25 protein-coding genes are annotated in these 23,119 nt (G+C 52.5%); 11 read left to right on the top strand and 14 right to left on the bottom strand.

The features are described from left to right. Window positions 1–127 precede the first annotated feature (127 nt). The 6 genes from nrdR to pgpA all read left to right on the top strand — a co-directional run bounded on the left by nrdR (window position 128) and on the right by pgpA (window position 4,231). Complete coding sequence (gene nrdR / locus ABIE10_RS09235) at window positions 128–577, top strand: transcriptional regulator NrdR (protein ID WP_016152032.1); 450 nt, start codon at window positions 128–130, stop codon at window positions 575–577. Between the two features lie 3 nt (window positions 578–580). Further along, complete coding sequence (gene ribD, locus ABIE10_RS09230) at window positions 581–1,684, top strand: bifunctional diaminohydroxyphosphoribosylaminopyrimidine deaminase/5-amino-6-(5-phosphoribosylamino)uracil reductase RibD (RefSeq protein WP_016152033.1); 1,104 nt, start codon at window positions 581–583, stop codon at window positions 1,682–1,684. 86 nt (window positions 1,685–1,770) lie between these two features. After that, window positions 1,771–2,241: a 6,7-dimethyl-8-ribityllumazine synthase gene (gene ribH / locus ABIE10_RS09225; RefSeq protein ID WP_047501927.1), complete on the top strand. Its 471-nt coding sequence runs from the start codon at window positions 1,771–1,773 to the stop codon at window positions 2,239–2,241. 19 nt (window positions 2,242–2,260) lie between these two features. Continuing rightward, window positions 2,261–2,680: a transcription antitermination factor NusB gene (gene nusB / locus ABIE10_RS09220; RefSeq protein WP_000801129.1), complete on the top strand. Its 420-nt coding sequence runs from the start codon at window positions 2,261–2,263 to the stop codon at window positions 2,678–2,680. A gap of 77 nt (window positions 2,681–2,757) precedes the next feature. Beyond that, window positions 2,758–3,735: a thiamine-phosphate kinase gene (gene thiL / locus ABIE10_RS09215; protein ID WP_019076158.1), complete on the top strand. Its 978-nt coding sequence runs from the start codon at window positions 2,758–2,760 to the stop codon at window positions 3,733–3,735. After that, window positions 3,713–4,231, top strand: coding sequence for a phosphatidylglycerophosphatase A (gene pgpA / locus ABIE10_RS09210; protein ID WP_016152036.1), 519 nt, complete (start codon window positions 3,713–3,715; stop codon window positions 4,229–4,231). Before thiL ends, pgpA begins: the two co-directional genes overlap by 23 nt. A 100-nt stretch (window positions 4,232–4,331) precedes the next feature. Here pgpA and yajO read toward each other — a convergent pair whose 3' ends face one another. The 4 genes from yajO to xseB are packed head-to-tail and all read right to left on the bottom strand — an operon-like array spanning window position 4,332 to window position 8,392. Next, window positions 4,332–5,306 carry a 1-deoxyxylulose-5-phosphate synthase YajO gene (gene yajO / locus ABIE10_RS09205; RefSeq protein ID WP_429155364.1) on the bottom strand — a complete coding sequence of 325 codons (975 nt, stop codon included), beginning with the start codon at window positions 5,304–5,306 and terminating at the stop codon, window positions 4,332–4,334. Between the two features lie 56 nt (window positions 5,307–5,362). Then, window positions 5,363–7,225: a 1-deoxy-D-xylulose-5-phosphate synthase gene (gene dxs / locus ABIE10_RS09200; protein WP_153690671.1), complete on the bottom strand. Its 1,863-nt coding sequence runs from the start codon at window positions 7,223–7,225 to the stop codon at window positions 5,363–5,365. Window positions 7,226–7,249: 24 nt separating this feature from the next. Then, window positions 7,250–8,149, bottom strand: coding sequence for a (2E,6E)-farnesyl diphosphate synthase (gene ispA / locus ABIE10_RS09195; RefSeq protein WP_016152039.1), 900 nt, complete (start codon window positions 8,147–8,149; stop codon window positions 7,250–7,252). Next, window positions 8,150–8,392: an exodeoxyribonuclease VII small subunit gene (xseB, locus tag ABIE10_RS09190; protein ID WP_016152040.1), complete on the bottom strand. Its 243-nt coding sequence runs from the start codon at window positions 8,390–8,392 to the stop codon at window positions 8,150–8,152. Between the two features lie 208 nt (window positions 8,393–8,600). Here xseB and thiI point away from each other — a divergent pair, with 208 nt between their 5' ends. Continuing rightward, the gene (thiI, locus tag ABIE10_RS09185; protein WP_005125147.1) at window positions 8,601–10,049 is read left to right on the top strand and encodes a tRNA uracil 4-sulfurtransferase ThiI; all 1,449 of its coding nucleotides are present in this window, start codon (window positions 8,601–8,603) and stop codon (window positions 10,047–10,049) included. Window positions 10,050–10,148: 99 nt separating this feature from the next. Here the strand turns inward: thiI and ABIE10_RS09180 are convergent, their stop codons facing one another. From ABIE10_RS09180 to panE, 3 genes are read right to left on the bottom strand one after another with little or no spacing between them, the layout of a single operon-like run. Further along, complete coding sequence (locus ABIE10_RS09180) at window positions 10,149–11,228, bottom strand: hypothetical protein (RefSeq protein ID WP_429155504.1); 1,080 nt, start codon at window positions 11,226–11,228, stop codon at window positions 10,149–10,151. A gap of 31 nt (window positions 11,229–11,259) precedes the next feature. After that, the gene (gene yajL, locus ABIE10_RS09175; RefSeq protein ID WP_016152043.1) at window positions 11,260–11,850 is read right to left on the bottom strand and encodes a protein deglycase YajL; all 591 of its coding nucleotides are present in this window, start codon (window positions 11,848–11,850) and stop codon (window positions 11,260–11,262) included. After that, window positions 11,813–12,724 (bottom strand): 2-dehydropantoate 2-reductase, encoded by a 912-nt coding sequence (gene panE / locus ABIE10_RS09170; RefSeq protein ID WP_047416891.1) that lies wholly within the window; start codon window positions 12,722–12,724, stop codon window positions 11,813–11,815. Before panE ends, yajL begins: the two co-directional genes overlap by 38 nt. A 174-nt stretch (window positions 12,725–12,898) precedes the next feature. Between panE and ABIE10_RS09165 the strand changes: the two genes are divergently transcribed. After that, window positions 12,899–13,390, top strand: a complete 492-nt coding sequence (locus ABIE10_RS09165; RefSeq protein WP_003831002.1) for a YajQ family cyclic di-GMP-binding protein — start codon at window positions 12,899–12,901, stop codon at window positions 13,388–13,390. A 94-nt stretch (window positions 13,391–13,484) separates the two neighbouring features. Here the strand turns inward: ABIE10_RS09165 and ABIE10_RS09160 are convergent, their stop codons facing one another. Beyond that, the gene (locus tag ABIE10_RS09160; protein ID WP_049281996.1) at window positions 13,485–14,849 is read right to left on the bottom strand and encodes an MFS transporter; all 1,365 of its coding nucleotides are present in this window, start codon (window positions 14,847–14,849) and stop codon (window positions 13,485–13,487) included. A gap of 182 nt (window positions 14,850–15,031) precedes the next feature. On the opposite strand from ABIE10_RS09160, the gene ABIE10_RS09155 reads away from it, so the two are divergent. From ABIE10_RS09155 to ABIE10_RS09145, 3 genes are read left to right on the top strand one after another with little or no spacing between them, the layout of a single operon-like run. Then, window positions 15,032–15,514, top strand: a complete 483-nt coding sequence (locus ABIE10_RS09155) for an Hcp family type VI secretion system effector (protein ID WP_016155861.1) — start codon at window positions 15,032–15,034, stop codon at window positions 15,512–15,514. 11 nt (window positions 15,515–15,525) lie between these two features. Beyond that, on the top strand, window positions 15,526–15,975 hold the full coding sequence (locus ABIE10_RS09150) for an STM2901 family protein (protein WP_047357696.1): 450 nt from the start codon (window positions 15,526–15,528) through the stop codon (window positions 15,973–15,975). Beyond that, window positions 15,975–16,304, top strand: a complete 330-nt coding sequence (locus ABIE10_RS09145) for a DUF1493 family protein (RefSeq protein WP_047357697.1) — start codon at window positions 15,975–15,977, stop codon at window positions 16,302–16,304. The genes ABIE10_RS09150 and ABIE10_RS09145 overlap by 1 nt, the downstream gene beginning before the upstream one ends. A 59-nt stretch (window positions 16,305–16,363) precedes the next feature. On the opposite strand, the gene cyoE is transcribed toward ABIE10_RS09145, so the two are convergent. From cyoE to ampG, 6 genes are all read right to left on the bottom strand, one after another. Next, the gene (cyoE, locus tag ABIE10_RS09140) at window positions 16,364–17,254 is read right to left on the bottom strand and encodes a heme o synthase (RefSeq protein ID WP_003831005.1); all 891 of its coding nucleotides are present in this window, start codon (window positions 17,252–17,254) and stop codon (window positions 16,364–16,366) included. Between the two features lie 11 nt (window positions 17,255–17,265). Beyond that, a complete protein-coding gene (locus tag ABIE10_RS09135; protein ID WP_003831006.1) occupies window positions 17,266–17,595 on the bottom strand; it encodes a cytochrome o ubiquinol oxidase subunit IV in 330 nt (109 codons plus the stop codon). Further along, window positions 17,595–18,209 (bottom strand): cytochrome o ubiquinol oxidase subunit III, encoded by a 615-nt coding sequence (locus ABIE10_RS09130; protein WP_003831007.1) that lies wholly within the window; start codon window positions 18,207–18,209, stop codon window positions 17,595–17,597. Before ABIE10_RS09130 ends, ABIE10_RS09135 begins: the two co-directional genes overlap by 1 nt. Further along, window positions 18,199–20,190 carry a cytochrome o ubiquinol oxidase subunit I gene (gene cyoB, locus ABIE10_RS09125; protein WP_003831008.1) on the bottom strand — a complete coding sequence of 664 codons (1,992 nt, stop codon included), beginning with the start codon at window positions 20,188–20,190 and terminating at the stop codon, window positions 18,199–18,201. Before cyoB ends, ABIE10_RS09130 begins: the two co-directional genes overlap by 11 nt. A gap of 19 nt (window positions 20,191–20,209) precedes the next feature. Further along, entirely contained in the window at window positions 20,210–21,157 is a 948-nt protein-coding gene (gene cyoA, locus ABIE10_RS09120) for a cytochrome o ubiquinol oxidase subunit II (RefSeq protein ID WP_003847580.1), read from the bottom strand. Between the two features lie 459 nt (window positions 21,158–21,616). Then, window positions 21,617–23,092: a muropeptide MFS transporter AmpG gene (gene ampG / locus ABIE10_RS09115; RefSeq protein WP_103283542.1), complete on the bottom strand. Its 1,476-nt coding sequence runs from the start codon at window positions 23,090–23,092 to the stop codon at window positions 21,617–21,619. Between the last annotated feature and the right edge of the window lie 27 nt (window positions 23,093–23,119).

Below are 23,119 nucleotides of genomic sequence, written 5' to 3'. Positions count from 1 at the left end.
TAGCATAATGGTAGTGCGCACCGAGCACGAAGGCATCGATCCTTTGTCTCAAAAGCGCTGCGCCTTTGTTGTCACGCCAGTTCAGGGTAAAATAGATTTCTGTTAACCACTGAGGACAGGACGCCGTATGCATTGCCCATTCTGTTTCGCCGTAGACACTAAGGTAATTGACTCTCGTCTTGTAGGCGAGGGCTCCTCAGTACGCCGCCGTCGGCAGTGTCTGGTCTGTAACGAACGTTTCACCACTTTTGAAGTGGCTGAGCTTGTCATGCCGCGCGTTGTGAAAAGCAACGATGTGCGTGAACCCTTTAATGAAGATAAGCTGCGCAGCGGCATGCTCAGAGCGCTTGAGAAACGTCCGGTCAGCTCAGATGACGTCGAAATGGCGTTGAATCATATCAAATCACAACTGCGTGCGACTGGCGAGCGTGAGGTGCCGAGCAAGATGATCGGCAACCTGGTGATGGAGCAGTTGAAAAAACTCGATAAAGTCGCCTACATCCGCTTTGCCTCGGTTTACCGGAGTTTCGAAGATATCAAAGAATTTGGCGAAGAGATTGCTCGCCTACAGGACTAAGCCATGCAGGATGAATTGTACATGGCGCGCGCGCTGAAGCTTGCTGCGCGCGGACGTTTTACCACTCACCCCAATCCCAACGTGGGCTGCGTGATTGTCAAAGATGGGGAGATCGTCGGTGAAGGGTATCATCACCGCGCGGGCGAACCGCATGCCGAAGTCCACGCTCTGCGCATGGCTGGAGAAAAAGCGCAAGGGGCGACTGCCTATGTAACGCTTGAACCCTGCAGCCATCATGGTCGTACCCCCCCGTGCTGCGATGCGCTGATTGCCGCAGGTGTGTCACGTGTGGTTGCAGCGATGCAGGATCCCAATCCGCAGGTAGCCGGTCGTGGTCTCTACCGTTTGCAGCAGGCGGGCATTGACGTCAGTCACGGGCTGATGATGAGCGAGGTTGAGCAGCTTAATAAAGGCTTTCTCAAGCGTATGCGTACGGGATTCCCCTACGTGCAGCTTAAACTTGGTGCGTCGCTTGATGGGCGTACGGCGATGGCCAGTGGTGAAAGCCAGTGGATAACCTCGCCACAGGCGCGTCGCGATGTGCAACGATTACGGGCGCAAAGCCATGCCATCTTAACCAGCAGCGCTACGGTGTTGGCTGACGACCCTCAGCTTACCGTGCGTTGGTCGGAACTTGGGGAGTCAACCCAGGCGAGTTACCCGCAGGAAAATCTGCGCCAGCCTATCCGCATTGTTGTTGATAGCCAGAATCAGGTCACGCCGGAACACCGTATTGTGCAACAGCCTGGAGAAACCTGGATTGCCCGGACAAAAGATGATCCTCGTAGTTGGCCGGAGACGGTGCGCAGTCTGAAGGTGCCGGAACATAACGGACATCTGGATCTGGTGGTGCTGATGATGCAACTGGGCAAGCAGCAAATTAACAGCATTTGGGTTGAAGCTGGTCCAACGCTTGCGGGCGCGTTATTACAGGCCGGTCTGGTCGATGAGCTAATCGTGTATGTTGCGCCTAAACTGTTAGGCAGCGATGCACGAGGATTATGTGTGCTTCCAGGCCTTGAGAAACTGGCTGACGCCCCCCATTTCAAATTCAACGAAATACGCCATGTAGGTCCGGACCTTTGCCTGCATTTAGTGGGCGCATGATCTCCCGGTTCGAAAGGGAAGCAGCGCACAGATTATTATGATAAAATCCGCCCCCCTGCGGGGTCTAGTGAATCCGAAGGAAGAATATGAACATTATTGAAGCTAACGTTGCTACCCCGGACGCTCGCGTCGCCATCACCATTGCGCGTTTCAACAACTTTATCAATGACAGCCTGCTGGAAGGTGCGATCGACGCCCTGAAACGTATTGGTCAGGTTAAAGATGAAAACATTACCGTCGTTTGGGTTCCGGGCGCGTATGAGCTGCCGCTGGCAGCCTCAGTACTTGCAAAATCCGGTAAATACGACGCGGTGATTGCGTTAGGTACGGTGATTCGTGGTGGTACCGCGCACTTCGAATATGTGGCTGGCGGTGCAAGCAATGGCCTGGCGCAGGTCGCTCAGGACAGTGGCATTCCGGTAGCCTTCGGTGTTCTGACCACCGAAAGTATTGAACAAGCCATCGAACGTGCTGGCACTAAAGCTGGCAACAAAGGCGCAGAAGCTGCACTGACTGCACTTGAAATGATTAATGTATTGAAAGCCATCAAGGCCTGATTTTTGTAAGGGGAAATCCGTGAAACCTGCTGCTCGTCGCCGCGCCCGTGAGTGTGCCGTCCAGGCGCTCTACTCCTGGCAGTTGTCCCAGAACGACATCGCTGATGTTGAATACCAGTTCCTGGCGGAACAGGACGTAAAAGATGTCGACGTTCTGTATTTCCGTGAACTGCTGTCCGGGGTGGCGACTAACAGCGCGTACCTGGATGGATTAATGAAGCCTTATCTGTCTCGTTTGTTGGAAGAGCTGGGTCAGGTAGAAAAAGCCGTGCTGCGTATTGCGCTGTTTGAACTGTCTAAACGTAGTGATGTGCCGTACAAAGTGGCCATCAACGAAGCGATTGAACTGGCGAAAACCTTCGGCGCTGAAGACAGCCATAAATTCGTGAACGGCGTACTGGATAAAGCAGCACCTGTGATTCGCCCCAACAAAAAGTAATCCCGAGGCCGGCTGGATGGTGGAACTTGTTTCCGCTGCCCCCGGCTTTTTCTTTTTTTTCTGCTGAGGCATAACGTATGGCATGCGGCGAATTTTCCCTGATTGCCCGTTATTTTGACCGCGTAAGAACGTCTCGTCTTGATGTCGAAACCGGTATTGGTGACGATTGCGCACTTCTGAACATCCCTGAAAAACAGACGCTGGCGATCAGCACCGATACGCTGGTGGCAGGTAACCACTTCCTCCCCGACATTGATCCCACCGATCTCGCCTGGAAAGCGCTGGCGGTGAATTTGAGCGATCTGGCGGCGATGGGAGCCGATCCTGCGTGGCTGACGCTGGCGCTCACGCTGCCTGACGTCGATGAAGCCTGGCTTGAAGCCTTCAGCGATGGCCTGTTTGAACTCCTCAATTACTATGATATGCAGCTGATAGGTGGTGACACCACGCGTGGGCCACTGTCGATGACGCTGGGTATCCACGGCTACGTCCCTGTTGGACGGGCCTTAAAACGCTCCGGTGCGAAACCGGGGGACTGGATTTATGTGACCGGTACGCCGGGCGACAGCGCGGCCGGGCTGGCGATTTTGCAGGATCGCTTGCAGGTGGCAGATGCAAAAGACGCAGACTATCTGCTTAAACGTCATCTGCGTCCAACACCGCGTATTTTGCAGGGACAAGCTCTGCGCGATCTGGCCAGTGCGGCTATCGATATTTCCGACGGCCTGATTTCCGATCTGGGGCATATCGTCAATGCCTGCGGCTGTGGGGCGCGGGTTAACGTCGATGCGTTGCCATACTCTACGGCATTTGCCCAACACGTTGAGCCGGAACAAGCCCTGCGCTGGGCGCTCTCGGGTGGTGAAGATTATGAGTTATGCTTTACCGTACCGGAAATTAACCGTGGCGCACTGGACGTGGCGCTGGGAAATCTCGGCGCATCGTTTACCTGCATTGGGCAGATGAGCGCGGACGTGGAAGGCATTCACTTTACGCGCGACGGAAAACCCGTCACGTTCGACTGGAAAGGATATGACCATTTTGCCGCGCCTTAAAAAAGATGTCGCCAAAAGCCGCCTGAGTATGCGCAATCCGTGGCACCTGTTGGCCACCGGTTTTGGCAGCGGGCTGAGCCCAATTGTTCCAGGCACGATGGGATCGCTGGCGGCGATCCCTTTTTGGTATTTAATGACGTTTCTGCCGTGGCAGCTGTATTCACTGGTGGTCATGTTGTCTATCTGTATCGGCGTTTATCTGTGCCATCAAACGGCGAAAGATATGGGCGTGCACGATCACGGTAGCATTGTCTGGGACGAGTTTGTCGGGATGTGGATAACCCTGATGGCGCTGCCGACCCACGACTGGCAGTGGGTCGCCGCCGGATTTGTGATTTTCCGTATTCTGGATATGTGGAAGCCGTGGCCGATCCGTTGGTTCGATCGCAACGTGCATGGCGGTACGGGGATCATGATTGATGATATTGTGGCCGGAATACTCTCCGCCGGAATTTTGTATTTTATCGGCCATCACTGGCCGGTAGGTATCATTTAAATAGGTTTACCGGATGTCAGCGTAAACGCCTTATCTGGCCTGGAAACACGATGTCGGTTTCGTCGGCCCGATAAGCGCAGCGCCATCGGGCAGTGCCAGATTATTTAAATCCGACCACCGGATGCTGTTTGTACGGCGTTTCCAGCTCGGCAATCTGCTCTGGCTTCAGCGTCAAATCCACCGCATTAAGTAACTCATCCAACTGTTCCTCGCGTGAAGTGCCGATAATCGGCGCTGCCACACCCGGTTTGCTCAGCAGCCAGGCCAGCGCAACCTGCGCACGCGTTACGCCTAATTCCTCACTGACACCGGTCAGCCGCGCGGCAATTTGCGCGTCGTTTTCATCGCTCTTAGAGTATAAATTTTTACCGACTTCATCAGAAACCAGACGTGCGGTCGTTTCTCCCCAGGGGCGCGTCAGGCGACCACGCGCCAGCGGACTCCAAGGGATCACCGCGACGCCTTCCTGATAGCAAAGCGGCAGCATTTCTCGTTCTTCCTCACGGTAGATCAGGTTGTAGTGATCCTGCATGCTAACGAACTGCGCCCAGCCGTGTTGTTTCTGTAAGGCCAGCGCCTGAGCAAACTGAGACGCGTGCATGGATGAGGCGCCAATATAGCGAGCTTTACCGGCTTTCACTACGTCGTTAAGGGCTTCCAGCGTTTCTTCGATAGGCGTATTGTAATCCCAGCGGTGAATTTGCAGGATGTCCACATAGTCCATACCCAGGCGTCTGAGGCTATCGTCGATTGAGCGCAAGATTTGTGCGCGGGATAATCCTTCCGCTAAATCATCAACCTGGTGAAAAACCTTGGTGGCGACCACGACATCTTCGCGGCGGGCGAAATCACGCAGCGCGCGGCCGACAATCTCTTCGCTGCTGCCAGCGGAGTAGCTGTTGGCGGTATCAAAAAAGTTAATGCCGCCTTCAAGAGCGTGTTTGATTATCGGGCGGCTGCTTTCTTCAGGTAGCGTCCAGGCGTGATTGCCGCGATTGGGCTCGCCAAACGTCATGCAACCCAGGCAAAGGCGGGAGACCCGTAGGTCGGTTTTTCCTAAGGTGTTGTATTTCATTAATCCACTCCTGCTATGCTCGTGATGAGTTAAGCATAGCAGGAGCGGGGAGGGGATTATGCCAGCCAGGCCTTGATTTTGGCCTCAATTCCGGCGGCATTAAGTCCCAGTTCGGCGCGAGCCTCGTCCTGAGTCCCCTGTGGGATGAAGAAGTCAGGCAGGCCAATGTTCAGCACCGGAACAGGCTTGCGATGGGCCATTAGCACTTCGTTTACGCTGCTACCAGCGCCGCCCATAATGGCATTCTCTTCGAGGGTGACCAGCACCTCGTGTTGGGCTGCCATTTCGAGGATCAACGTTTCATCCAACGGTTTCACAAAGCGCATATCAACCAGCGTGGCGTTCAGTGACTCTGCGACCTGAGCGGCTTCCGGCATTAGGGTGCCGAAGTTGAGAATCGCTACTTTCTCCCCGTGACGCTTCACGATGCCTTTGCCGATTGGCAGATGTTCCAGCGGCGCCAGCTCAACGCCCACCGCGTTACCGCGCGGATAACGTACGACCGTTGGACCGTCGTTGTAGTGATAGCCGGTGAACAGCATCTGGCGACATTCGTTCTCATCGCTTGGGGTCATAATGACCATTTCCGGGATGCAGCGCAGGAAAGAGAGGTCGAACGCCCCTTGGTGGGTTTGTCCATCTGCGCCAACGATACCCGCCCGGTCGACGGCGAACAGGACCGGCAGTTTCTGGATGGCGACATCATGCAGTACCTGATCGTAAGCGCGTTGCAGGAAGGTGGAGTAAATAGCCACGACCGGCTTATAACCGCCAATCGCCAGACCGGCTGCAAACGTCACCGCGTGCTGCTCGGCAATCGCCACATCAAAGTAGCGGTCCGGGAACTTACGTGAGAACTCCACCATACCGGAGCCTTCGCGCATCGCCGGGGTGATCGCCATCAGCTTATTGTCTTTCGCCGCGGTCTCGCACAGCCAGTCACCGAAGATTTTTGAATAGCTCGGCAGGCCGCCGCTGCTTTTCGGCAGGCATCCGCTGGATGGATCGAATTTGGGTACCGCGTGGAACGTAATCGGATCTTTTTCCGCCGGCTCGTAGCCACGACCTTTTTTGGTCATGATGTGCAGGAACTGTGGACCTTTGAGATCGCGCATGTTCTTAAGCGTGGTGATAAGCCCCAGCACGTCGTGTCCGTCCACCGGGCCAATATAGTTAAAGCCCAGCTCTTCAAACAGCGTACCCGGCACAACCATGCCTTTGATGTGCTCTTCGGTACGTTTGAGCAGTTCTTTAATCGGTGGTACACCGGAGAACACTTTCTTCCCGCCTTCGCGCAGCGAGGAGTAGAGTTTGCCTGAGAGCAGTTGCGCCAGGTGATTGTTCAGCGCGCCGACGTTCTCTGAAATCGACATTTCGTTGTCGTTGAGGATAACCAGCATGTCGGGCTTAATATCACCCGCGTGGTTCATCGCTTCAAATGCCATGCCTGCGGTGATTGCACCGTCCCCAATCACACAAACGGTACGGCGTTCCTTGCCTTCTTTCTCGGCGGCAACCGCAATACCGATACCTGCGCTGATGGAGGTTGAGGAGTGCCCAACGCTCAGTACGTCATATTCGCTCTCACCGCGCCATGGGAATGGATGCAAACCGCCTTTCTGCCGAATGGTGCCGATTTTATCGCGGCGGCCGGTCAGAATTTTGTGCGGGTAAGCCTGATGACCCACATCCCAGATTAACTGGTCAAACGGGGTGTTGTAGACGTAGTGCAGCGCTACGGTGAGTTCCACCGTGCCCAGACCAGAGGCGAAGTGCCCGCTGGAACGGCTTACGCTGTCGAGCAAATAGCGGCGCAGTTCGTCGCAAAGCTTTGGCAGGCTCTCTTTTGGCAGCAGGCGTAACTCCTGAGTGGAGTCGACCAGCGCCAGGGTCGGGTATTTGGCTATATCAAAACTCATCGCAAGCTCATGGGATATGTTGGTTTATTTATCACGCTGGATTATGTAGTCCGCTAGCGCTTCCAGTGCCGAGGTATCGAGTGACTGTGCGGCCAGCAAACTTAGCGACTGGCGGGCATCCTCAATTAAATCCCGGGCTTTATTCTGGGCTTGCTCAAGACCCAGAAGTGCAGGATAGGTACTTTTGCCAAGCTGCTGGTCAGCACCCTGACGTTTACCCAATGTTGCAGTATCGCCTACCACATCCAGGATGTCATCCTGAACCTGGAAGGCCAGACCGATGCTTTCAGCGTACTTGTCGAGTATTGCCAGGCATTCTCGCCCTTTATCGCCTGCGCTTAACGCACCCAGACGCACGGCGGCGCGAATCAATGCCCCGGTTTTATGGCGGTGAATACGCTCCAGCGCATCCAATTCTACCTGATGGCCTTCAGCGTCCAGATCCAACGCCTGACCGCCGCACATACCGGCGATACCGCTGGCCTGGGCCAGTTCAGAGATCATCGCGATGCGGTCACGATCAGAAACTTCCGGCATCGGGGCGTCGCTGATAATGGAGAACGCCAGCGTCTGTAGCGCATCTCCGGCCAGGATCGCATTAGCCTCGCCAAATTTTACGTGGCAGGTCGGCAGACCGCGGCGCAGGTCATCGTCGTCCATCGCGGGTAAGTCATCGTGCATCAGCGAATAGGCATGGATACACTCGACGGCGGCAGCGGGAGCATCAAGCGTACTCAGGCTGACGCCAAACATCTGACCGGTCGCGTACACCAGAAACGGGCGCAGACGTTTACCGCCTAATAATGCGCCATATTGCATGGTTTCGACCACGGGAGTGTTCTGAAAGGGCAATGGCGCGATAAAACGGCTCAGTGCCTGGTTGGCCTGCTCAACGCAAGCCTGTAGCTGCTGCGTAAAATCCATTTACTCATTATCCGGTGTGAAAGGCGTAAGGGCGGCGTCTTCAGTATCTGACAGCAGGATTTGTACGCGCTGTTCAGCCTGCTGCAACTTGACCTGTCCCTGACGTGCTAACTGTACGCCACGTTCAAATTCGTTCAGCGCTTCTTCCAGCGGCAGGTCGCCGCTTTCCAGACGGGTAACAATCTGTTCCAGGTCGCTCAGCGCTGTTTCAAAACTGGCTGGCGCTTCATTTTTCTTCGGCATAATGAATGTCTGACTCTCTGTATTGGCAGCACAAGACTATGGTAACGGACTCGCACTGATAAGCAAATAACGCGCAATGGTAAGGCGATGTGCACAGGATGACCATGATGGTGGTATACTTGCGCGCCTGGATGCAGCCGCAGGGTATGGGCTGCTGTATTTTTTTCCATTACAAGTCATTCAGACTTGCCAAAGAACCATTGCCGCCATGAAGTTTATCATTAAATTGTTCCCAGAAATCACCATCAAAAGCCAATCTGTGCGTTTGCGCTTTATAAAAATTCTGACAGGGAACATTCGTAACGTTTTAAAGCACTATGATGAAGACCTTGCCGTTGTCCGCCACTGGGACCACGTTGAGGTTCGCGCTAAAGATGAAAGCCAGCGCCTGGATATTCGTGACGCGCTGACCCGTATTCCGGGGATCCACCATATTCTCGAAGTTGAAGACGTGCCGTTTACCGATATGCACGATATTTTCGAGAAAGCGCTGGTGCAGTATCGCGATCAACTGGAAGGCAAAACCTTCTGCGTACGCGTTAAGCGTCGCGGTAAGCATGAGTTTAGCTCTATTGAGGTGGAACGCTATGTTGGCGGTGGACTGAACCAGCATATTGAATCCGCGCGCGTGAAGCTGACGAAGCCGGACGTGACGGTTAATCTTGAAATCGAAAACGACCGTCTGCTGCTGGTTAAAGGCCGCTATGAAGGTATTGGCGGTTTCCCGATCGGGACGCAGGAAGATGTACTGTCGCTGATTTCCGGTGGTTTCGACTCCGGCGTGTCCAGCTATATGCTGATGCGTCGCGGCTGCCGCGTGCACTACTGCTTCTTTAATCTCGGCGGCGCAGCGCATGAAATCGGCGTTCGCCAGGTGGCGCATTATCTGTGGAACCGCTTTGGTAGCTCGCATCGCGTGCGTTTTGTCGCGATCAACTTTGAGCCGGTGGTTGGCGAGATCCTGGAGAAAGTCGACGACGGTCAGATGGGCGTGGTCCTTAAACGTATGATGGTACGTGCAGCGTCGAAAGTCGCTGAGCGCTACGGCGTACAGGCGCTGGTAACCGGTGAAGCGCTGGGCCAGGTGTCCAGCCAGACGCTGACCAACCTGCGCCTGATCGATAACGTTTCTGACACCCTGATCCTGCGCCCGCTTATCTCCCATGATAAGGAGCACATCATTAATCTGGCGCGTGAAATTGGTACTGAGGACTTTGCCCGTACCATGCCGGAATACTGCGGTGTGATTTCAAAAAGCCCGACGGTGAAAGCGATTAAAGCGAAGATTGAGGCCGAAGAAGAAAACTTCGATTTCTCTATCCTCGATAAAGTGGTTGAAGAAGCGAACAATATCGATATTCGTGATATCGCCCAGCAGACGCAGCAGACCGTGGTGGAAGTGGAAACCGTGAGCGGCTTCGGCCCGAACGATGTGATTCTGGATATCCGCTCTGTGGATGAACAGGATGACAAACCGCTGAAGGTTGACGGTGTGGACGTCGTTTCTCTGCCGTTCTACAAATTGAGCACCAAATTCGGCGATCTGGACCAGAGTAAAACCTGGCTGCTGTGGTGTGAACGCGGAGTGATGAGCCGTCTGCAGGCGCTGTATCTGCGCGAGCAGGGCTTTGAAAACGTGAAGGTATATCGCCCGTAGTGACTTTTGCCTGAGGGTGCTGCGCTTATCAGGCCTGCAAGCGGTATGTTTTGTAGGCCTGATAAATTGTTTACGCTGCTATCCGGTAATATAACAAAATTATTCAAAACGGACGGGGAGCTTTTTCCCGTTCGACTCCCAGACACCCTGATAGACGCCGTCTTTTAACTCCAGCGTTATCTTCTCTTCCGATTGTTCAGCGGCAGACGTCTTAAGTACATAATGTTGATTGTCGGCTGTGTCGCATTTACCGTTTAATTCAATCGGTGCGCCAAATTTCTGGTAAAAGTAAGCCCCTTCAAAAAAATCACCGTATTTGCAGTCGACCTTCAACACAATACGCATGCTTTTTCCCAACGTGCCGTACATGACCTTGCCGTCAATGCCGGGCGCTGGCGAAACCGGTGTAGTTCTCTTTGCGGTAGTCAGATACTGGCCGTAAGGCGTGAGCTGATTATGCAGTTCAACGGTCGGGATTTTCGTGGTGAAATCGCCCAGTTCGTCACCCGCGCGATTGGCGTGGTTGCTACAACGTCCGTTCAGGAAAGCCAGATGGTCTTTTTGCAGGGAGAATTTGTCGATGTAGTACAGACCGTCGGTGTAGGTTGCACACGATGCGTAGAATTCGGCAAAGCCAGAATCTCCACCGTCTTCTTTTATTTGCTCCGGCTTTTGTGATTTCTGTGCGTCAACAAAGGTATCAATTTGGCTGCGGATATCTTTTCTGATGCGGGTGTTTAATTCGGTCATCGTGGAGCGGGAAAAGAGGTCGTTAAGGGTAATTGTCGCGCCGTTGGCTAAATCGAAGCTGATTGGTACATTGTACGACTCGCAATACGCCCCGCAGCCTTCGACAAACATGTTGAGAGTCAACACTTTGGCGTCGCGATACTCAACCGTGTAGTCAAGGTTTGCGGTGGGATTCATCTCTGATTTCGCAAACTGATTCACGGTCGCTCGTGGATTATTTCCCGGTAGCTGATTGATAAAGCTTGTGAAAATATAATCGTTAATGCGTTTTGCAACCTGTGGGTTATCCGTTGAGGTAAACCACGGCACGCGATATTGCATCTCAGTGCTTGCGGGATAGCGATACTCAAGGCTCTCAATTTCAAGTTGAGTCGCACTGGCGTAGCCGGAAAGGAGCAGTAAAGCCACTCCGCTCAGATATCCTTTCATCATAATTCCTTGAATGCGAGTGGCCTGAAGATTACTCGTAGTAGTTATAAATTCCCGCAGCCATCACCAGTTGTGATGCCACTTCGTAAGCTTTTTCGCGACTCACCAGGAGATCAATGATTTTTAAACCGAAATCGATTGAGGTTCCCGGTCCCTGGCTGGTTAACAGATTGACGCGCGGATCCCATACGACGCGCTTATCCTGCCACTGGTCAGTGGGAATATTGTCTTTCAGCGCCGGAAAACCGGTCATGTTACCGATGGGAAAAATATCGTGTGGGACGAGGACTGTGGCGGCAGCGGCGCAAATTGCCGCGACAATGCGCCCGGAGCGATGAAACTGTTTCACGGTTTCGACAAGCAGAGGGCTGTCGCGAAAACACTCGGCGCCTTTAATACCGCCGGGCAGCACGATAATGTCGAAATCCCCGTCAGCAACTTCCACTAATGGTGCATCCGCCAGTAGTTTTACGCCGCGTGAGCACACGATCGTCAGGCCGCCATCGCTGGCAACGCTTGCGGTCGTGACCTTAATTCCGCCGCGAACCAGCAGATCGATAGTGGTGACTGCTTCGGTCTCTTCACTACCAGGGGCGAGACATACCAGTGCTTGAGCGCTCATACTCACTTTCCTTTCTCTTAACCATTTCAAACAGGCGGGCATTTTCCGGGACGGCGATGCCGTGCGCGCGGGCGCGTTTTAACAAATAACCGGTAATGTAGTCGATCTCAGTATGGCGCAGGGCATGTATGTCTTGCAGCATTGATGAGATATTTTCCGCCGTACTGTCAATCACTTGCTCAACATAATAGCGTAAATCATCTGCTGATGTGTGGTGGCCTTCGCGTTCAATGACCGCCGCCACCTCCTCGCAGATGAGTGCTATTTTTTCAGGATGATGGCGTAACTCTCCATTCGAGCAATCCCATAATGCGGTCAGCGGGTTAATGACGCAGTTGACGGCCAGCTTGCGCCACAACTCAGCGCGAATATTGTTGTGCCAGGCGACGTCCGGCAGCACCTCTTGCAGGACTTCAGCCAGATAACTGAAATCACCGTCTTGTTCACGCGCCGGACCAATCCTTGTTGTTCCCTGAGCGACATGAATGATCACGTTGCCGTCACGGCGTGCCGCGTGGGTTGTGGTGCCCATCAGCAGAGGTTGCTTAATGTTATGCAACTCTTCAATCGTCCCCATACCGTTGTGAATCAGCAGAATGGGAGTGGTGTCAGGCAGAATGGAGGCCAGGCCTTTGACCGCATCAGAAACCTGCCAGGCTTTCAGAGTGACAAGCAACAGGTCGCTTTTCGCCAAAAAATCGGGGTCGTTTGCCGTCAGGGATTCATTGAATACTGACCCATCCGTGTCGATCAGGTTAACGCTGCAATAGGGTTGCGGTACGCGTAGCCACCCCTGAACCTCATGTCCATGTTTGCACAGCGTGGTTAGCCAAAGCTGTCCTAACGCTCCACATCCCAGTACGGTAATTTTCATTCTTCCTCCTCACCTGCAACATCACCAGGTGTTAATCCATATCGGCCGTACCCCATTATTGTTCGCAGGTATCAGTACCACGTACAATTAAAGGATACAGCCTAGTATAGCGCTGTCTGTTGTGTAACTTTGCAGGTATTATGCTTCGCATCAAAAATGAAGGGAGAGGAAAAGATGCCATCTTTCGATATTGTTTCTGAAGTTGATCTTCAGGAAGCCCGTAACGCGGTAGATAACGCCAGCCGCGAAGTGGAGTCACGCTTTGATTTTCGTGGCGTTGAAGCGACTTTTGAGCTGAACGAGTCGAATAAGACGATTAAGGTGCTAAGCGAGTCTGATTTCCAGGTCAATCAGTTGCTGGATATTTTACGTGCCAAGCTGCTGAAACGTGGTATTGAAGGCACTTCGTTGGACGTACCAGAAACCTTCGTGCACAGCGGTAAAACCTGGTTTGTTGAAGCTAAGCTGAAACAGGGCATTGAAAGCGCGGTGCAAAAGAAAATCGTTAAGCTGATCAAAGACAGCAAACTGAAGGTGCAGGCGCAAATTCAGGGCGAAGAAATCCGCGTGACCGGCAAGGCGCGTGACGATCTGCAATCCGTTATGGCGCTGGTTCGCGGCGGCGATCTCGGCCAGCCGTTCCAGTTTAAGAACTTCCGCGATTAAGTCGTAATGCCTGATGGCGCTACGCTTATCCGGCCTACAGGTTGCACACGCTATTTGTAGGCCGGCTCAAACGATAGTCGCCATCTGGCACTCTTCACGCCTGACTGATGGCCTGTTCAACCTCAAATCGATTCGTCACTTTGCTGTCGATTTTCACGTAAGCCGAATGCTCTTTCGCTACAATTAACACTTCGCTTATCCCTTCTTTAGCCAGCAGACGCTGCTTAAGGGTGTCATCTGCGGCAATCTCAGGTGGGATTTCCACTCGCAGGCTACTGACATACGGCGGCTCTTTCATTGTGCTTGCCACCAACAACCAAACTGCCGCCAGAAGCGCGCCGGCCAGGAATACCGCCTGACCATCAAACATTTCGACCACCCAACCGCCGAGCGAACCGCCAATCGCCACGCCAAGAAACTGGCTGGTGGAGTAAACGCCCATCGCCGTGCCTTTATAGCCAGCCGGAGACTCTTTGCTGATAAGCGAGGGGAGGAGGGCCTCCATCAGGTTGAAGGCGAGGAAGAATATCTGAACGCCTGCAATCAGCCCCCAAAAACGCACGTTAGCGCTCCACAATACAATCTCTGCGATAAGGATCAGTAACACGCAGGCGAGGAATACGCGCTTCATCCGCCGCTTCACTTCTGCGTAAATGATGAACGGCACCACGGAAACAAAGGACAGCAGCATCGTCACCAGATAAATTTTCCAGTGTTCTGCGGCGGGGAAACCGGCTTTCGCCAGTTGGCCCGGTAAGGCGACGAAAGTGGACATCAACAAAATGTGCAGACACATGATGCCAAAGTTAAGCTTGAGCAGTTTGGGCTCCGCCAGCACTTTGCTGAAGCTGTCTTTTACCATGCCAGATTCGCGGTTCAGCATGTGGCTGGTGCTATTGGGAACGACCCAAATAGTCAGCACGATACCGGTGGTTGCAAGAGCTGCAATCATCCAGAACAGCGCGTGTAGACCCAGCGCATGAGTAACGATCGGTCCTAGCACCATCGCAATGGCGAAGGTGATACCAAAGCTGACGCCGATAAACGCCATCGCTTTGGTACGGTTTTGCTCACGGGTTAAGTCGGAAAGCAGCGCCATCACGGCGGCGGCAATCGCGCCAGAGCCTTGCAAAGCGCGACCGAGAATAATGCCCCAGATTGAATCGGAGAGGGCGGCAATCACGCTGCCGAGAACGAACACCGCCAGCCCGCCGACGATAAGCGGCTTACGACCGATGCGGTCAGAAAGCAGACCAAAGGGGATCTGGAACACGGCTTGCGCCAGACCATAAATGCCAATGGCAAGGCCAATCAGCGCTTCACTGGCCCCCTGTAGCGCCATACCGTACGTGGTCAGAACCGGCAGAACCATAAACATGCCAAGCATGCGCAACGAGAATACGGTCCCTAAACCCCAGGTGGCGCGCAACTCACCGGGCGTCATTTTGTAATCGTTCATTCCCACCTCTGTATTAATTTCGCGCCTAGTGTAAAGCGGGGAAGGAGTGCGGTAAACCTCTACGATATGTGGAATTGTGTAGTGGGAAAATTGAAATAATTACAACTGCAACTAATTTACTTGCGATAATTACAGGTGTAGTCTTTTGGTGGTTATTTCTAATGGAAAGAGGGAAAAGGAAAATGGCGATTCCGGGCAATATGTGGATTTATGACGATGGTGGTGCGCTGATTAAGGGCGGGTGTGATGTAAAGGGAAGAGAATACAGTATTGAATTTAAAGGCTTTCATCACAATTTGTCTATTCCCACTGATAACGGTACAGGCAAGCCAACAGGCACACGCCAACATTCACCGATGATGATCGTCAAAGAGTTTGACTACTCCAGCCCGTATTTATACAAAGCTGTCGCTTCTGGTCAGAATCTTAAGTCTGCAGAGATTCGTTGGTACAAAATCAATGATGCCGGTCAGGAAGTTGAATACTTCAATATGTTTCTGGAAGGGGTGCGGATTGTCTCCGTTTCTCCCTCGATGGCTGGTCCAGAGGACATGAATAATAACCATCTTGAAACCATAGAATTACGCTACGAAAAAATCACCTGGAAGCATTGCGACGGGAACATTATCTATACCGACGCATGGAATGACCGGCAGACGGCATAATGGGGGATTGAATGGACACAACTGAAGAGGCGAATGGAACCTATTGGTATCATGGTCACAGCAATCTGTCCGCTGGCGAATTGTTCGATCTCATCTTTCTGGAACAGTTTTGTGATGAGTTAGGTATTGGTATTGAATCGGGAGCCGCTATTCTGGCTGGTCAACCCTGGTTGAAGACGAGACAAAAACCTTCCGGGGCTATTGAAGGAACAAGTGTTGTTTCCAAATACGGGAGAATGCTTCTGAAAGATGCGCGGGTACCATTTGGTATTAAAGTCCCCACTCCGGTGGGGTTAAGGATACAAAGCACTAACAAACTCGCTGCTGTGATTGCTCGTTATGTACCCTGGCTTGGGTGGATTGGTCTTGTAAATGCACTTGTGCAAGTATCCAGAAAGACTCAGATAAAATACAACTTAATTGCTCGCTCTAAAGATCGCATTCAGTGGACATCATTCTAATGAGTATTCAAGACGATGTGTTAAAGCTTTTCAGGGAAGAAATACCTGGGTATTTGGATGAAAACTGGAAAGAGGTTCCTTTAGAACTCGACTCAGATTTGTTTGATGCCCCCGGTGATGATCTTCACAGTGCTCTGGATCGATATGAGAAAGAGTTCAAAGTCGATTTATCATGTGTGAACTGGAAACCTTATTATCCATGGCACAATCTGCCACTATTCACTAGATGGTTCAAAGCTAACCGGGAAGAAGTGGAAGCAACACGCATACCGCTAACCGTAAGGATGTTTGCTGAGTCGGCTGAAGCGGGGAAATGGCTTTATGACTGAATAACATCCCTGCCAATAAAAAAGGGTGCCGGAGGCACCCTTTTCGTATCAGCAGATCGTTACCAGACGTAAGTCAGCAGGTTCTGCGAATTTGGCACCATAAAGTCAACGGACATCATCACGGAAAGCGCGGTAATGGCGATGATGGAGAAACCGAACAGCTTGCGCGCCCAGACCCTGTCATCTTCCACTTTATAACCGCGCAGCGCCATGCCCAACCACCAGACGCTCACCGCCGCAGCAACAATCAGGTATTTATAACCAGCATAGCCGCCCAGGGTGAGCATCAGCGTGGCGATAGCAAACGCCACGATGTACAGCGTGATATGGTTCTTCGCGACCGAAATACCTTTCACCACTGGCAGTACCGGGATGTTGGCTGCCTGATAATCCTTAAAGCGGAAAATCGCAATCGCGTAAGAGTGCGGCATCTGCCACAGACTGAAAATAGCCAGCAGAATCAGCGCACCGCTATCGAACTCACCGGTTACGGCGCAGTAGCCAATCACCGGCGGCGCAGCACCGGAGAGTGAGCCAATCAGCGTGCCATAAACGGAATGGCGCTTCATGTACAGGCTATAGACGCCCACATAGACCACGAAGCCCATTACTCCCAGCCAGCAGGCCAGAGGGTTCGCGCCAAACCACAGCAGCATAAAGCCAGCAATACCCAGCAGGGTGGCGTATACCAGCGAGACCGCAGGGGAAATCAGACCTTTAACCAGCACGCGGTTTTTGGTCCTCTCCATCTTCCTGTCGATATCCCTGTCGATGTAGTTGTTAAATACACAACCCGACGCCACAACCAGTGACACCCCAACCAACGTGTAGATAAACAGGGGATAATCAATGCTGCCTTTCGAGGCCAGCAGGAATCCCCCAATCACCGAGATCAGGTTGCCAAAGATGATGCCTGGTTTTGTTACTTGCAGGTATTGCTTAAACATCATAATCGCCGCTCTTAGTGCATCATCATGTTGTAGTTAAGGTTCCACATAATCCAGATGGAGCCCACAACCAGGATGGCGATGATTAGCACAGTAAAGACAAAGGCTGTCATGTTCCAACCTTCATCAGATTTGCTATTCATGTGCAGGAAGCACACCAGGTGCACCAGAATCTGTACCACTGCCATTGCCAGAATAGTTCCCAGAATGACGGCAGGAGAGGCAGAACCTGTCATGACCATCCAGAACGGAATAACCGTCAGGATTATCGACAGGATAAAACCTGTCATGTAGGTTTTTACGCTGCCATGGGATGCGCCGCCGCTCTCGTTAGAATGACTCATTACATCGCCCCCATCAGATAAACAACAGTGAACACACAGATCCACACCACATCCAGGAAGTGCCAGAACAGGCTCAGGCACATGATGCGGGTACGGTTAGTACTGGTCAGGCCGCGACGAGCAACTTGCACCATCAGCACCGCCATCCAGATAAGACCGGAGGTGACGTGCAGGCCGTGCGTGCCGACCAGCGCGAAGAACGCAGACAGGAAGCCGCTGCGATCCGGCCCCATACCGTTAACAATCAGGTGATGGAATTCATAGAGTTCCATCCCGATGAATCCGGCACCGAACAAGAAGGTCAACGCCAGCCAGGAGATAACCTGGCTCTTGTTGTTCTTGTACATGGCGATCGCCGCCATGCCGTAAGTAATAGAGCTGAATAACAGCAGGAATGTTTCAACCAGAACGAACGGCAGTTCAAAAATGTCCTTACCTGTTGGGCCACCTGCGGTGCCGTTCACCAGAACGGCATAGGTTGCAAACAAAATAGAGAACAGAATGCAGTCGCTCATCAGGTAGACCCAGAATCCGAAGATCTTGGTCTGGCCTGCATCGTGGTGCCCGTGTTCGTGCGCGTGGGCAGTCGCGTGCGTTAAAGTATCAGTTGCCATTTTTCAGCCCTGCCTTAGTAATCTCATCGAAATGCTGGTTTTCCAGTTTTTCGACTTCCGGGACCGGCACGTAGTAATCCACGTCTTCATCAAAGCTTTTCACAATCCAGCTGATGATCATGCCTGCGAAGCTTGCAATCGCCAGCCACCAGATATGCCAGATCATGGCGAAACCAAACAGTGTTGCGAAGGCGGTAATGACGATACCGGCACCGCTGTTTTTCGGCATATGAATTTCTTCATAGTGCGCAGGCTGCTTGTACGCTTCACCTTTTTCTTTCATTTCCCAGAAGGCATCACGCTCGTGAACGTGCGGCACAACGGCAAAGTTGTAGAACGGAGGCGGGGAAGAGGTTGCCCACTCCAGCGTACGACCACCCCATGGGTCACCGGTCAGGTCGCGGTTCTGCTCGCGGTCGCGAATAGAAACGAAGATCTGAATCAGCTGGCACAGGATACCCAATGCAATCAGTGCGGCACCGCAGGCGGCAACGACCAGCATCGGATGGAACTGCGGGTCAATCTGCTGGCTGAGGCGACGGGTCATCCCCATAAAGCCCAGCACATACAGCGGCATAAACGCCACGAAGAAGCCGATGATCCAGAACCAGAATGCGCGTTTACCCCAGGTTTCGTTCAGCGTGAAGCCAAACGCTTTTGGCCACCAGTAGGTCATACCTGCGAAGCATCCAAATACGACGCCGCCGATGATAACGTTATGGAAGTGCGCAATCAGGAACAGACTGTTGTGCAGCACGAAGTCCGCACCCGGAACCGCCAGCAGTACGCCGGTCATGCCGCCGACTGAGAAGGTAACGATAAAGCCAATCGTCCACAGCATCGCTGAGTGGAATACGATACGACCCTGGTACATGGTGAACAGCCAGTTGAAGATCTTCACCCCGGTCGGGATGGCGATAATCATGGTGGTAATACCGAAGAAGGCGTTAACGTTAGCGCCTGCACCCATGGTGAAGAAGTGGTGCAGCCAAACAACGAACGACAGCACGGTGATACAGACGGTTGCCCACACCAGTGAGGTGTAACCAAACAGACGTTTACGTGAGAAGGTTGCAGCGATTTCGGAGAACACACCGAAGACCGGCAGAACCAGAATGTACACTTCCGGATGGCCCCAGGCCCAAATCAGGTTGATGTACATCATCATGTTGCCGCCCATATCGTTGGTAAAGAAATGGGTGCCCAGATAGCGATCCAGGGTCAGCAACGCGACGGTAACCGTCAGGATTGGGAAAGACGCGATAATCAGGATGTTCGCACACAGCGATGCCCAGCTAAATACCGGCATCTTGAACATGGTCATTCCTGGCGCACGCATCTTAATGATGGTCACAAAGAAGTTGATCCCGGTTAGGGTTGTACCAATACCGGACAACTGGACTGCCCATATCCAATAATCGACCCCGACGCTTGGACTGTACTCTATTCCCGAGAGTGGCGGGTATGCCAGCCAACCGGTCTGTGCGAATTCACCCACGCCCAGAGACAGGTTAACCAGGATTACGCCGACAACGGTGAACCAGAAGCTCAGGTTGTTCAGGAACGGGAATGCAACGTCACGTGCGCCGATCTGCAGCGGAACCACCAGGTTCATCAGACCGATAACAAATGGCATTGCCACGAAGAAGATCATAATCACGCCGTGAGCCGTGAAGATCTGGTCGTAGTGGTGAGGTGGCAGGAAGCCCGCTTCACCTGCAGAAGCCAGCGCTTGCTGACTACGCATCATGATGGCGTCGGCAAAGCCACGAATCAACATGACGATTGCGACAATGACATACATAATGCCAAGGCGTTTGTGGTCAACCGAAGTTAGCCACTCTTTCCACAGGTAGGTCCACTTACCGAAGTAAGTGATTAGGCCCAGTAAGGCCGCACCACCGATGATAATGGCAGCGATCGTAACCATGACAATTGGTTCATGGAACGGCACTGCATCCAGCGTCAATTTTCCGAACATCGTATTCTTCCTCGGCCCCTTAGTGAGCGGATTCCGCGTGGCTCATGTCCATGCCTTCCATTCCTTCGTGTGCGCTGTGCTCACCTTCGGGTTGGGTCATGTCCATGCTCTTACCGTGAGCCATAAATTTGTTAATAACGTCTTTAAACAAATCTGGTTTCACGTTGGAGAAGTATTCCACCTGGTTGTATTCGCTTGGCACAGCCACTTTTTCGAACGCAGCCATGTCGCTCATGGTGTTCGTGGACTGTTTAGCTTTAGCAACCCATTGGTCGAATTCGGCGCGGTCCTTTGTTGCGATAGCCTTGAACTTCATACCGGAGAAGCCTGGTCCGCTATAGCTTGCGGAGATACCATCATAAGTACCGACTTCGTTGGCGATCAGATGCAGTCGAGTCTGCATACCGGCCATGGCATAAATCTGGCTACCCAGACGCGGGATAAAGAAGGAGTTCATCACGGAGTTGGACGTCACTTTGAACTCAACCGGAGTATTCGCCGGGAAGGCGATTTCATTCACGGTAGCGATACCTTGTTCCGGATAGATGAAGAACCATTTCCAGTCCATGGAAACCACTTCAATGGTAATGGGCTTCTCGTCATGCGCCAGCGGTTTGCTTGGCTCAAGAGCGTGAGTGGTTTTCCAGGTCAGTACGGCAAGGAAAATGATGATTAAGATCGGCACCGTCCAGACCACAGCTTCCACTTTATTGGAGTGTGACCAGTTCGGGCTGTACTTCGCATCTTTATTGCTTGCACGATACTTCCAGGCGAAACCAACAGCCATCAAGATGGCAGGAATAACGACAATCAACATCAGGCCAAATGCCGTCAGTATCAGAGAACGTTGTTCCAGTCCAATCTGTCCTTTAGGGTCAAGCAGCGCAGAATTACAGCCACTGAGTAATGCAGTGCCTGCAATTAATGACAACCATCCCAAACTTTTATTGTATTTCCTGAGTCTCATTTAACGACCTCAATTCCACGGGACCGGGTGGCGTTTAAAGTGTGAGGGCATTTTACGGGAAGGTTACATTACTGTAAACATCCTTGGATCTGTGTTACTGGGTTCTGCCGGGCATGTCACATATGTTGCAATATATGTCGTTTTGACTTTAAGAACCTGTTGCAACATCACGTTATAACGAAAGAGGGCAAGCGGGAGACGTGCTGAGGGCAATTGGTATAACCAATACGAAAATAAAACAATTGTTTAACAATTGATTATCAATAAAAAGACAATTGAAGAACAAAAAATAAATCTGTAGTGGCTGAATCGAGTAAGGGAAATAGTATATATAAAAGGCGTCAATAATTTCCAAATTCTTTGGCGCACAAAATAACAAATAATATTTTTAGTAATTGTTGTTTATTTAGCCGTTATAATTACGCAGGGTGATTACAACGGCGATATTAATGTGGATTTTTACACCAGGCGGGTTTTGCGCAGTGCCAGATAATCCAGCAATCCACCAAAAACGACCCCGCAGACCGCGACCACCACCGAGATTTCCAGCAGTTCCGGCAGGAAGGAGAAGTTGGTGTAATCCAGCGCGTTCATGGTTAACAGCAGCAGCCAAACCACCAGCAGACAGCAGCCCGCAACCAACGTCATTAATGCCAGGCTGTACGCGCTACGAAATTCCGTGCGCGGAATGAAGCTCTCATTTTGCCAGCTATGTTCCAGAGTCTGGCGACAAACCAGCAGCAGTATGAGGCCGGGGATAGCGGCAAACACAGAGAACAAATAAAACGTTGGCCACCCGTGCGCTTCAACAAACCAACCTGCTACCGGGCCAACGTAAACGCGACCAACGGCTGAAAGCGCGGAGAGCAGAGCGAACTGGGTCGCTGAAAAGGACTTATTGCACAGCGTCATTAATAAGGCGACAAACGCTGCCGTACCCATACCACCACACAGGTTTTCAAAGAAGACGGCGGCGGCCATACTGAACATGTGTTTGTCAGTGATGGACAATAACCAGTAGCCCGCATTCGACGCCCCCTGCAGGATGCCGAAAATCAGCAATGCGCGAAACAGCGAAAGGCGTTGCATCAAGATCCCGCCGTACAGCGCGCCAACGATGGTTGCCAGCAGTCCGAGCGTTTTATTTACCACGCCAACTTCACCCGCATCAAATCCGACACCACGGATTAAAAAGGTTGTAGTCAGGCTCATGGCAAAGGCATCCCCGAGCTTATACAGAACGATAAGCAGCAGAATTAGCCAGGCGTTGTTACGACCAAAGAAGTCGCGCAGCGGGGCCACAACCGCTTGCTCCAGCGTTTTGGGCACCGGAATGGCATCAGTCGGTTCGGGCGCTAGCAGGGTAGCGATGATGCAAGGTATCAGCAGCGCCGCCATCAGCCAGTACATTCCTTGCCAGCCCAGCCAGCGGTCGGCCATCCACAGAGCCAGCCCACCGGAAACCAGCATCCCTAAACGATAGCCCAGCACGCTGATAGCCGCGCCAGTGCCGCGTTCTTCGGCGGGTAGCACGTCGGTTTTCCATGCGTCAAAGACGATATCCTGCGATGCCGAGCAAAACGCGATCACCACCGCAAGCGCGGCCATCCAGCGTAGCTGCGTGCCAGGCTCCAGAAAGCCCATCGCGGCGATAGAAATCAGTAACAGCACCTGAGTTGCCAGCAACCAACCACGGCGTCGACCTAAAAACGGCGGCGTGTAGCGGTCCATTAGCGGAGACCAGAGGAACTTAAACACGTAGGCCTGGCCGACCAGAGAAAAGAAACCGATGGTTTTAAGATCGATATTCTCGACTGTCATCCATGCCTGAAGCGTACCCGAGGTCAGTGCGAGTGGTAAACCGGAGGCGAATCCCAGTATGAGCAGGATAGCTGAACGTGGTTGCTGAAAAATACGTAAGTAATGACTGGACATGGGCTTCTATAGGCCCGACGAACGCCG

The organism is Citrobacter sp. 506 (assembly GCF_050434985.1).
Classification (GTDB): Bacteria; Pseudomonadota; Gammaproteobacteria; order Enterobacterales; family Enterobacteriaceae; genus Citrobacter; species Citrobacter braakii.
The sequence above is the reverse complement of the archived record's forward strand: the minus strand, read 5'-3'. Positions and strand labels throughout refer to the sequence as shown.

What these genes read in the sequence shown, in the direction of transcription:
- xseB (WP_016152040.1), bottom strand. Translation starts at nt 8,392, where the DNA reads ATGCCGAAGAAAAATGAAGCGCCAGCCAGTTTTGAAACAGCGCTGAGC.
- ABIE10_RS09160 (WP_049281996.1), bottom strand. Translation starts at nt 14,849, where the DNA reads ATGAACGATTACAAAATGACGCCCGGTGAGTTGCGCGCCACCTGGGGT.
- ribD (WP_016152033.1), top strand. Translation starts at nt 581, where the DNA reads ATGCAGGATGAATTGTACATGGCGCGCGCGCTGAAGCTTGCTGCGCGC.
- nrdR (WP_016152032.1), top strand. Translation starts at nt 128, where the DNA reads ATGCATTGCCCATTCTGTTTCGCCGTAGACACTAAGGTAATTGACTCT.
- cyoA (WP_003847580.1), bottom strand. Translation starts at nt 21,157, where the DNA reads ATGAGACTCAGGAAATACAATAAAAGTTTGGGATGGTTGTCATTAATT.
- ispA (WP_016152039.1), bottom strand. Translation starts at nt 8,149, where the DNA reads ATGGATTTTACGCAGCAGCTACAGGCTTGCGTTGAGCAGGCCAACCAG.
- ABIE10_RS09165 (WP_003831002.1), top strand. Translation starts at nt 12,899, where the DNA reads ATGCCATCTTTCGATATTGTTTCTGAAGTTGATCTTCAGGAAGCCCGT.
- yajO (WP_429155364.1), bottom strand. Translation starts at nt 5,306, where the DNA reads ATGAAATACAACACCTTAGGAAAAACCGACCTACGGGTCTCCCGCCTT.
- ABIE10_RS09180 (WP_429155504.1), bottom strand. Translation starts at nt 11,228, where the DNA reads ATGAAAGGATATCTGAGCGGAGTGGCTTTACTGCTCCTTTCCGGCTAC.
- thiL (WP_019076158.1), top strand. Translation starts at nt 2,758, where the DNA reads ATGGCATGCGGCGAATTTTCCCTGATTGCCCGTTATTTTGACCGCGTA.
- ABIE10_RS09155 (WP_016155861.1), top strand. Translation starts at nt 15,032, where the DNA reads ATGGCGATTCCGGGCAATATGTGGATTTATGACGATGGTGGTGCGCTG.
- ABIE10_RS09150 (WP_047357696.1), top strand. Translation starts at nt 15,526, where the DNA reads ATGGACACAACTGAAGAGGCGAATGGAACCTATTGGTATCATGGTCAC.
- ampG (WP_103283542.1), bottom strand. Translation starts at nt 23,092, where the DNA reads ATGTCCAGTCATTACTTACGTATTTTTCAGCAACCACGTTCAGCTATC.
- panE (WP_047416891.1), bottom strand. Translation starts at nt 12,724, where the DNA reads ATGAAAATTACCGTACTGGGATGTGGAGCGTTAGGACAGCTTTGGCTA.
- ABIE10_RS09130 (WP_003831007.1), bottom strand. Translation starts at nt 18,209, where the DNA reads ATGGCAACTGATACTTTAACGCACGCGACTGCCCACGCGCACGAACAC.
- ABIE10_RS09145 (WP_047357697.1), top strand. Translation starts at nt 15,975, where the DNA reads ATGAGTATTCAAGACGATGTGTTAAAGCTTTTCAGGGAAGAAATACCT.
- pgpA (WP_016152036.1), top strand. Translation starts at nt 3,713, where the DNA reads ATGACCATTTTGCCGCGCCTTAAAAAAGATGTCGCCAAAAGCCGCCTG.
- ABIE10_RS09135 (WP_003831006.1), bottom strand. Translation starts at nt 17,595, where the DNA reads ATGAGTCATTCTAACGAGAGCGGCGGCGCATCCCATGGCAGCGTAAAA.
- ribH (WP_047501927.1), top strand. Translation starts at nt 1,771, where the DNA reads ATGAACATTATTGAAGCTAACGTTGCTACCCCGGACGCTCGCGTCGCC.
- dxs (WP_153690671.1), bottom strand. Translation starts at nt 7,225, where the DNA reads ATGAGTTTTGATATAGCCAAATACCCGACCCTGGCGCTGGTCGACTCC.
- cyoB (WP_003831008.1), bottom strand. Translation starts at nt 20,190, where the DNA reads ATGTTCGGAAAATTGACGCTGGATGCAGTGCCGTTCCATGAACCAATT.
- thiI (WP_005125147.1), top strand. Translation starts at nt 8,601, where the DNA reads ATGAAGTTTATCATTAAATTGTTCCCAGAAATCACCATCAAAAGCCAA.
- cyoE (WP_003831005.1), bottom strand. Translation starts at nt 17,254, where the DNA reads ATGATGTTTAAGCAATACCTGCAAGTAACAAAACCAGGCATCATCTTT.
- yajL (WP_016152043.1), bottom strand. Translation starts at nt 11,850, where the DNA reads ATGAGCGCTCAAGCACTGGTATGTCTCGCCCCTGGTAGTGAAGAGACC.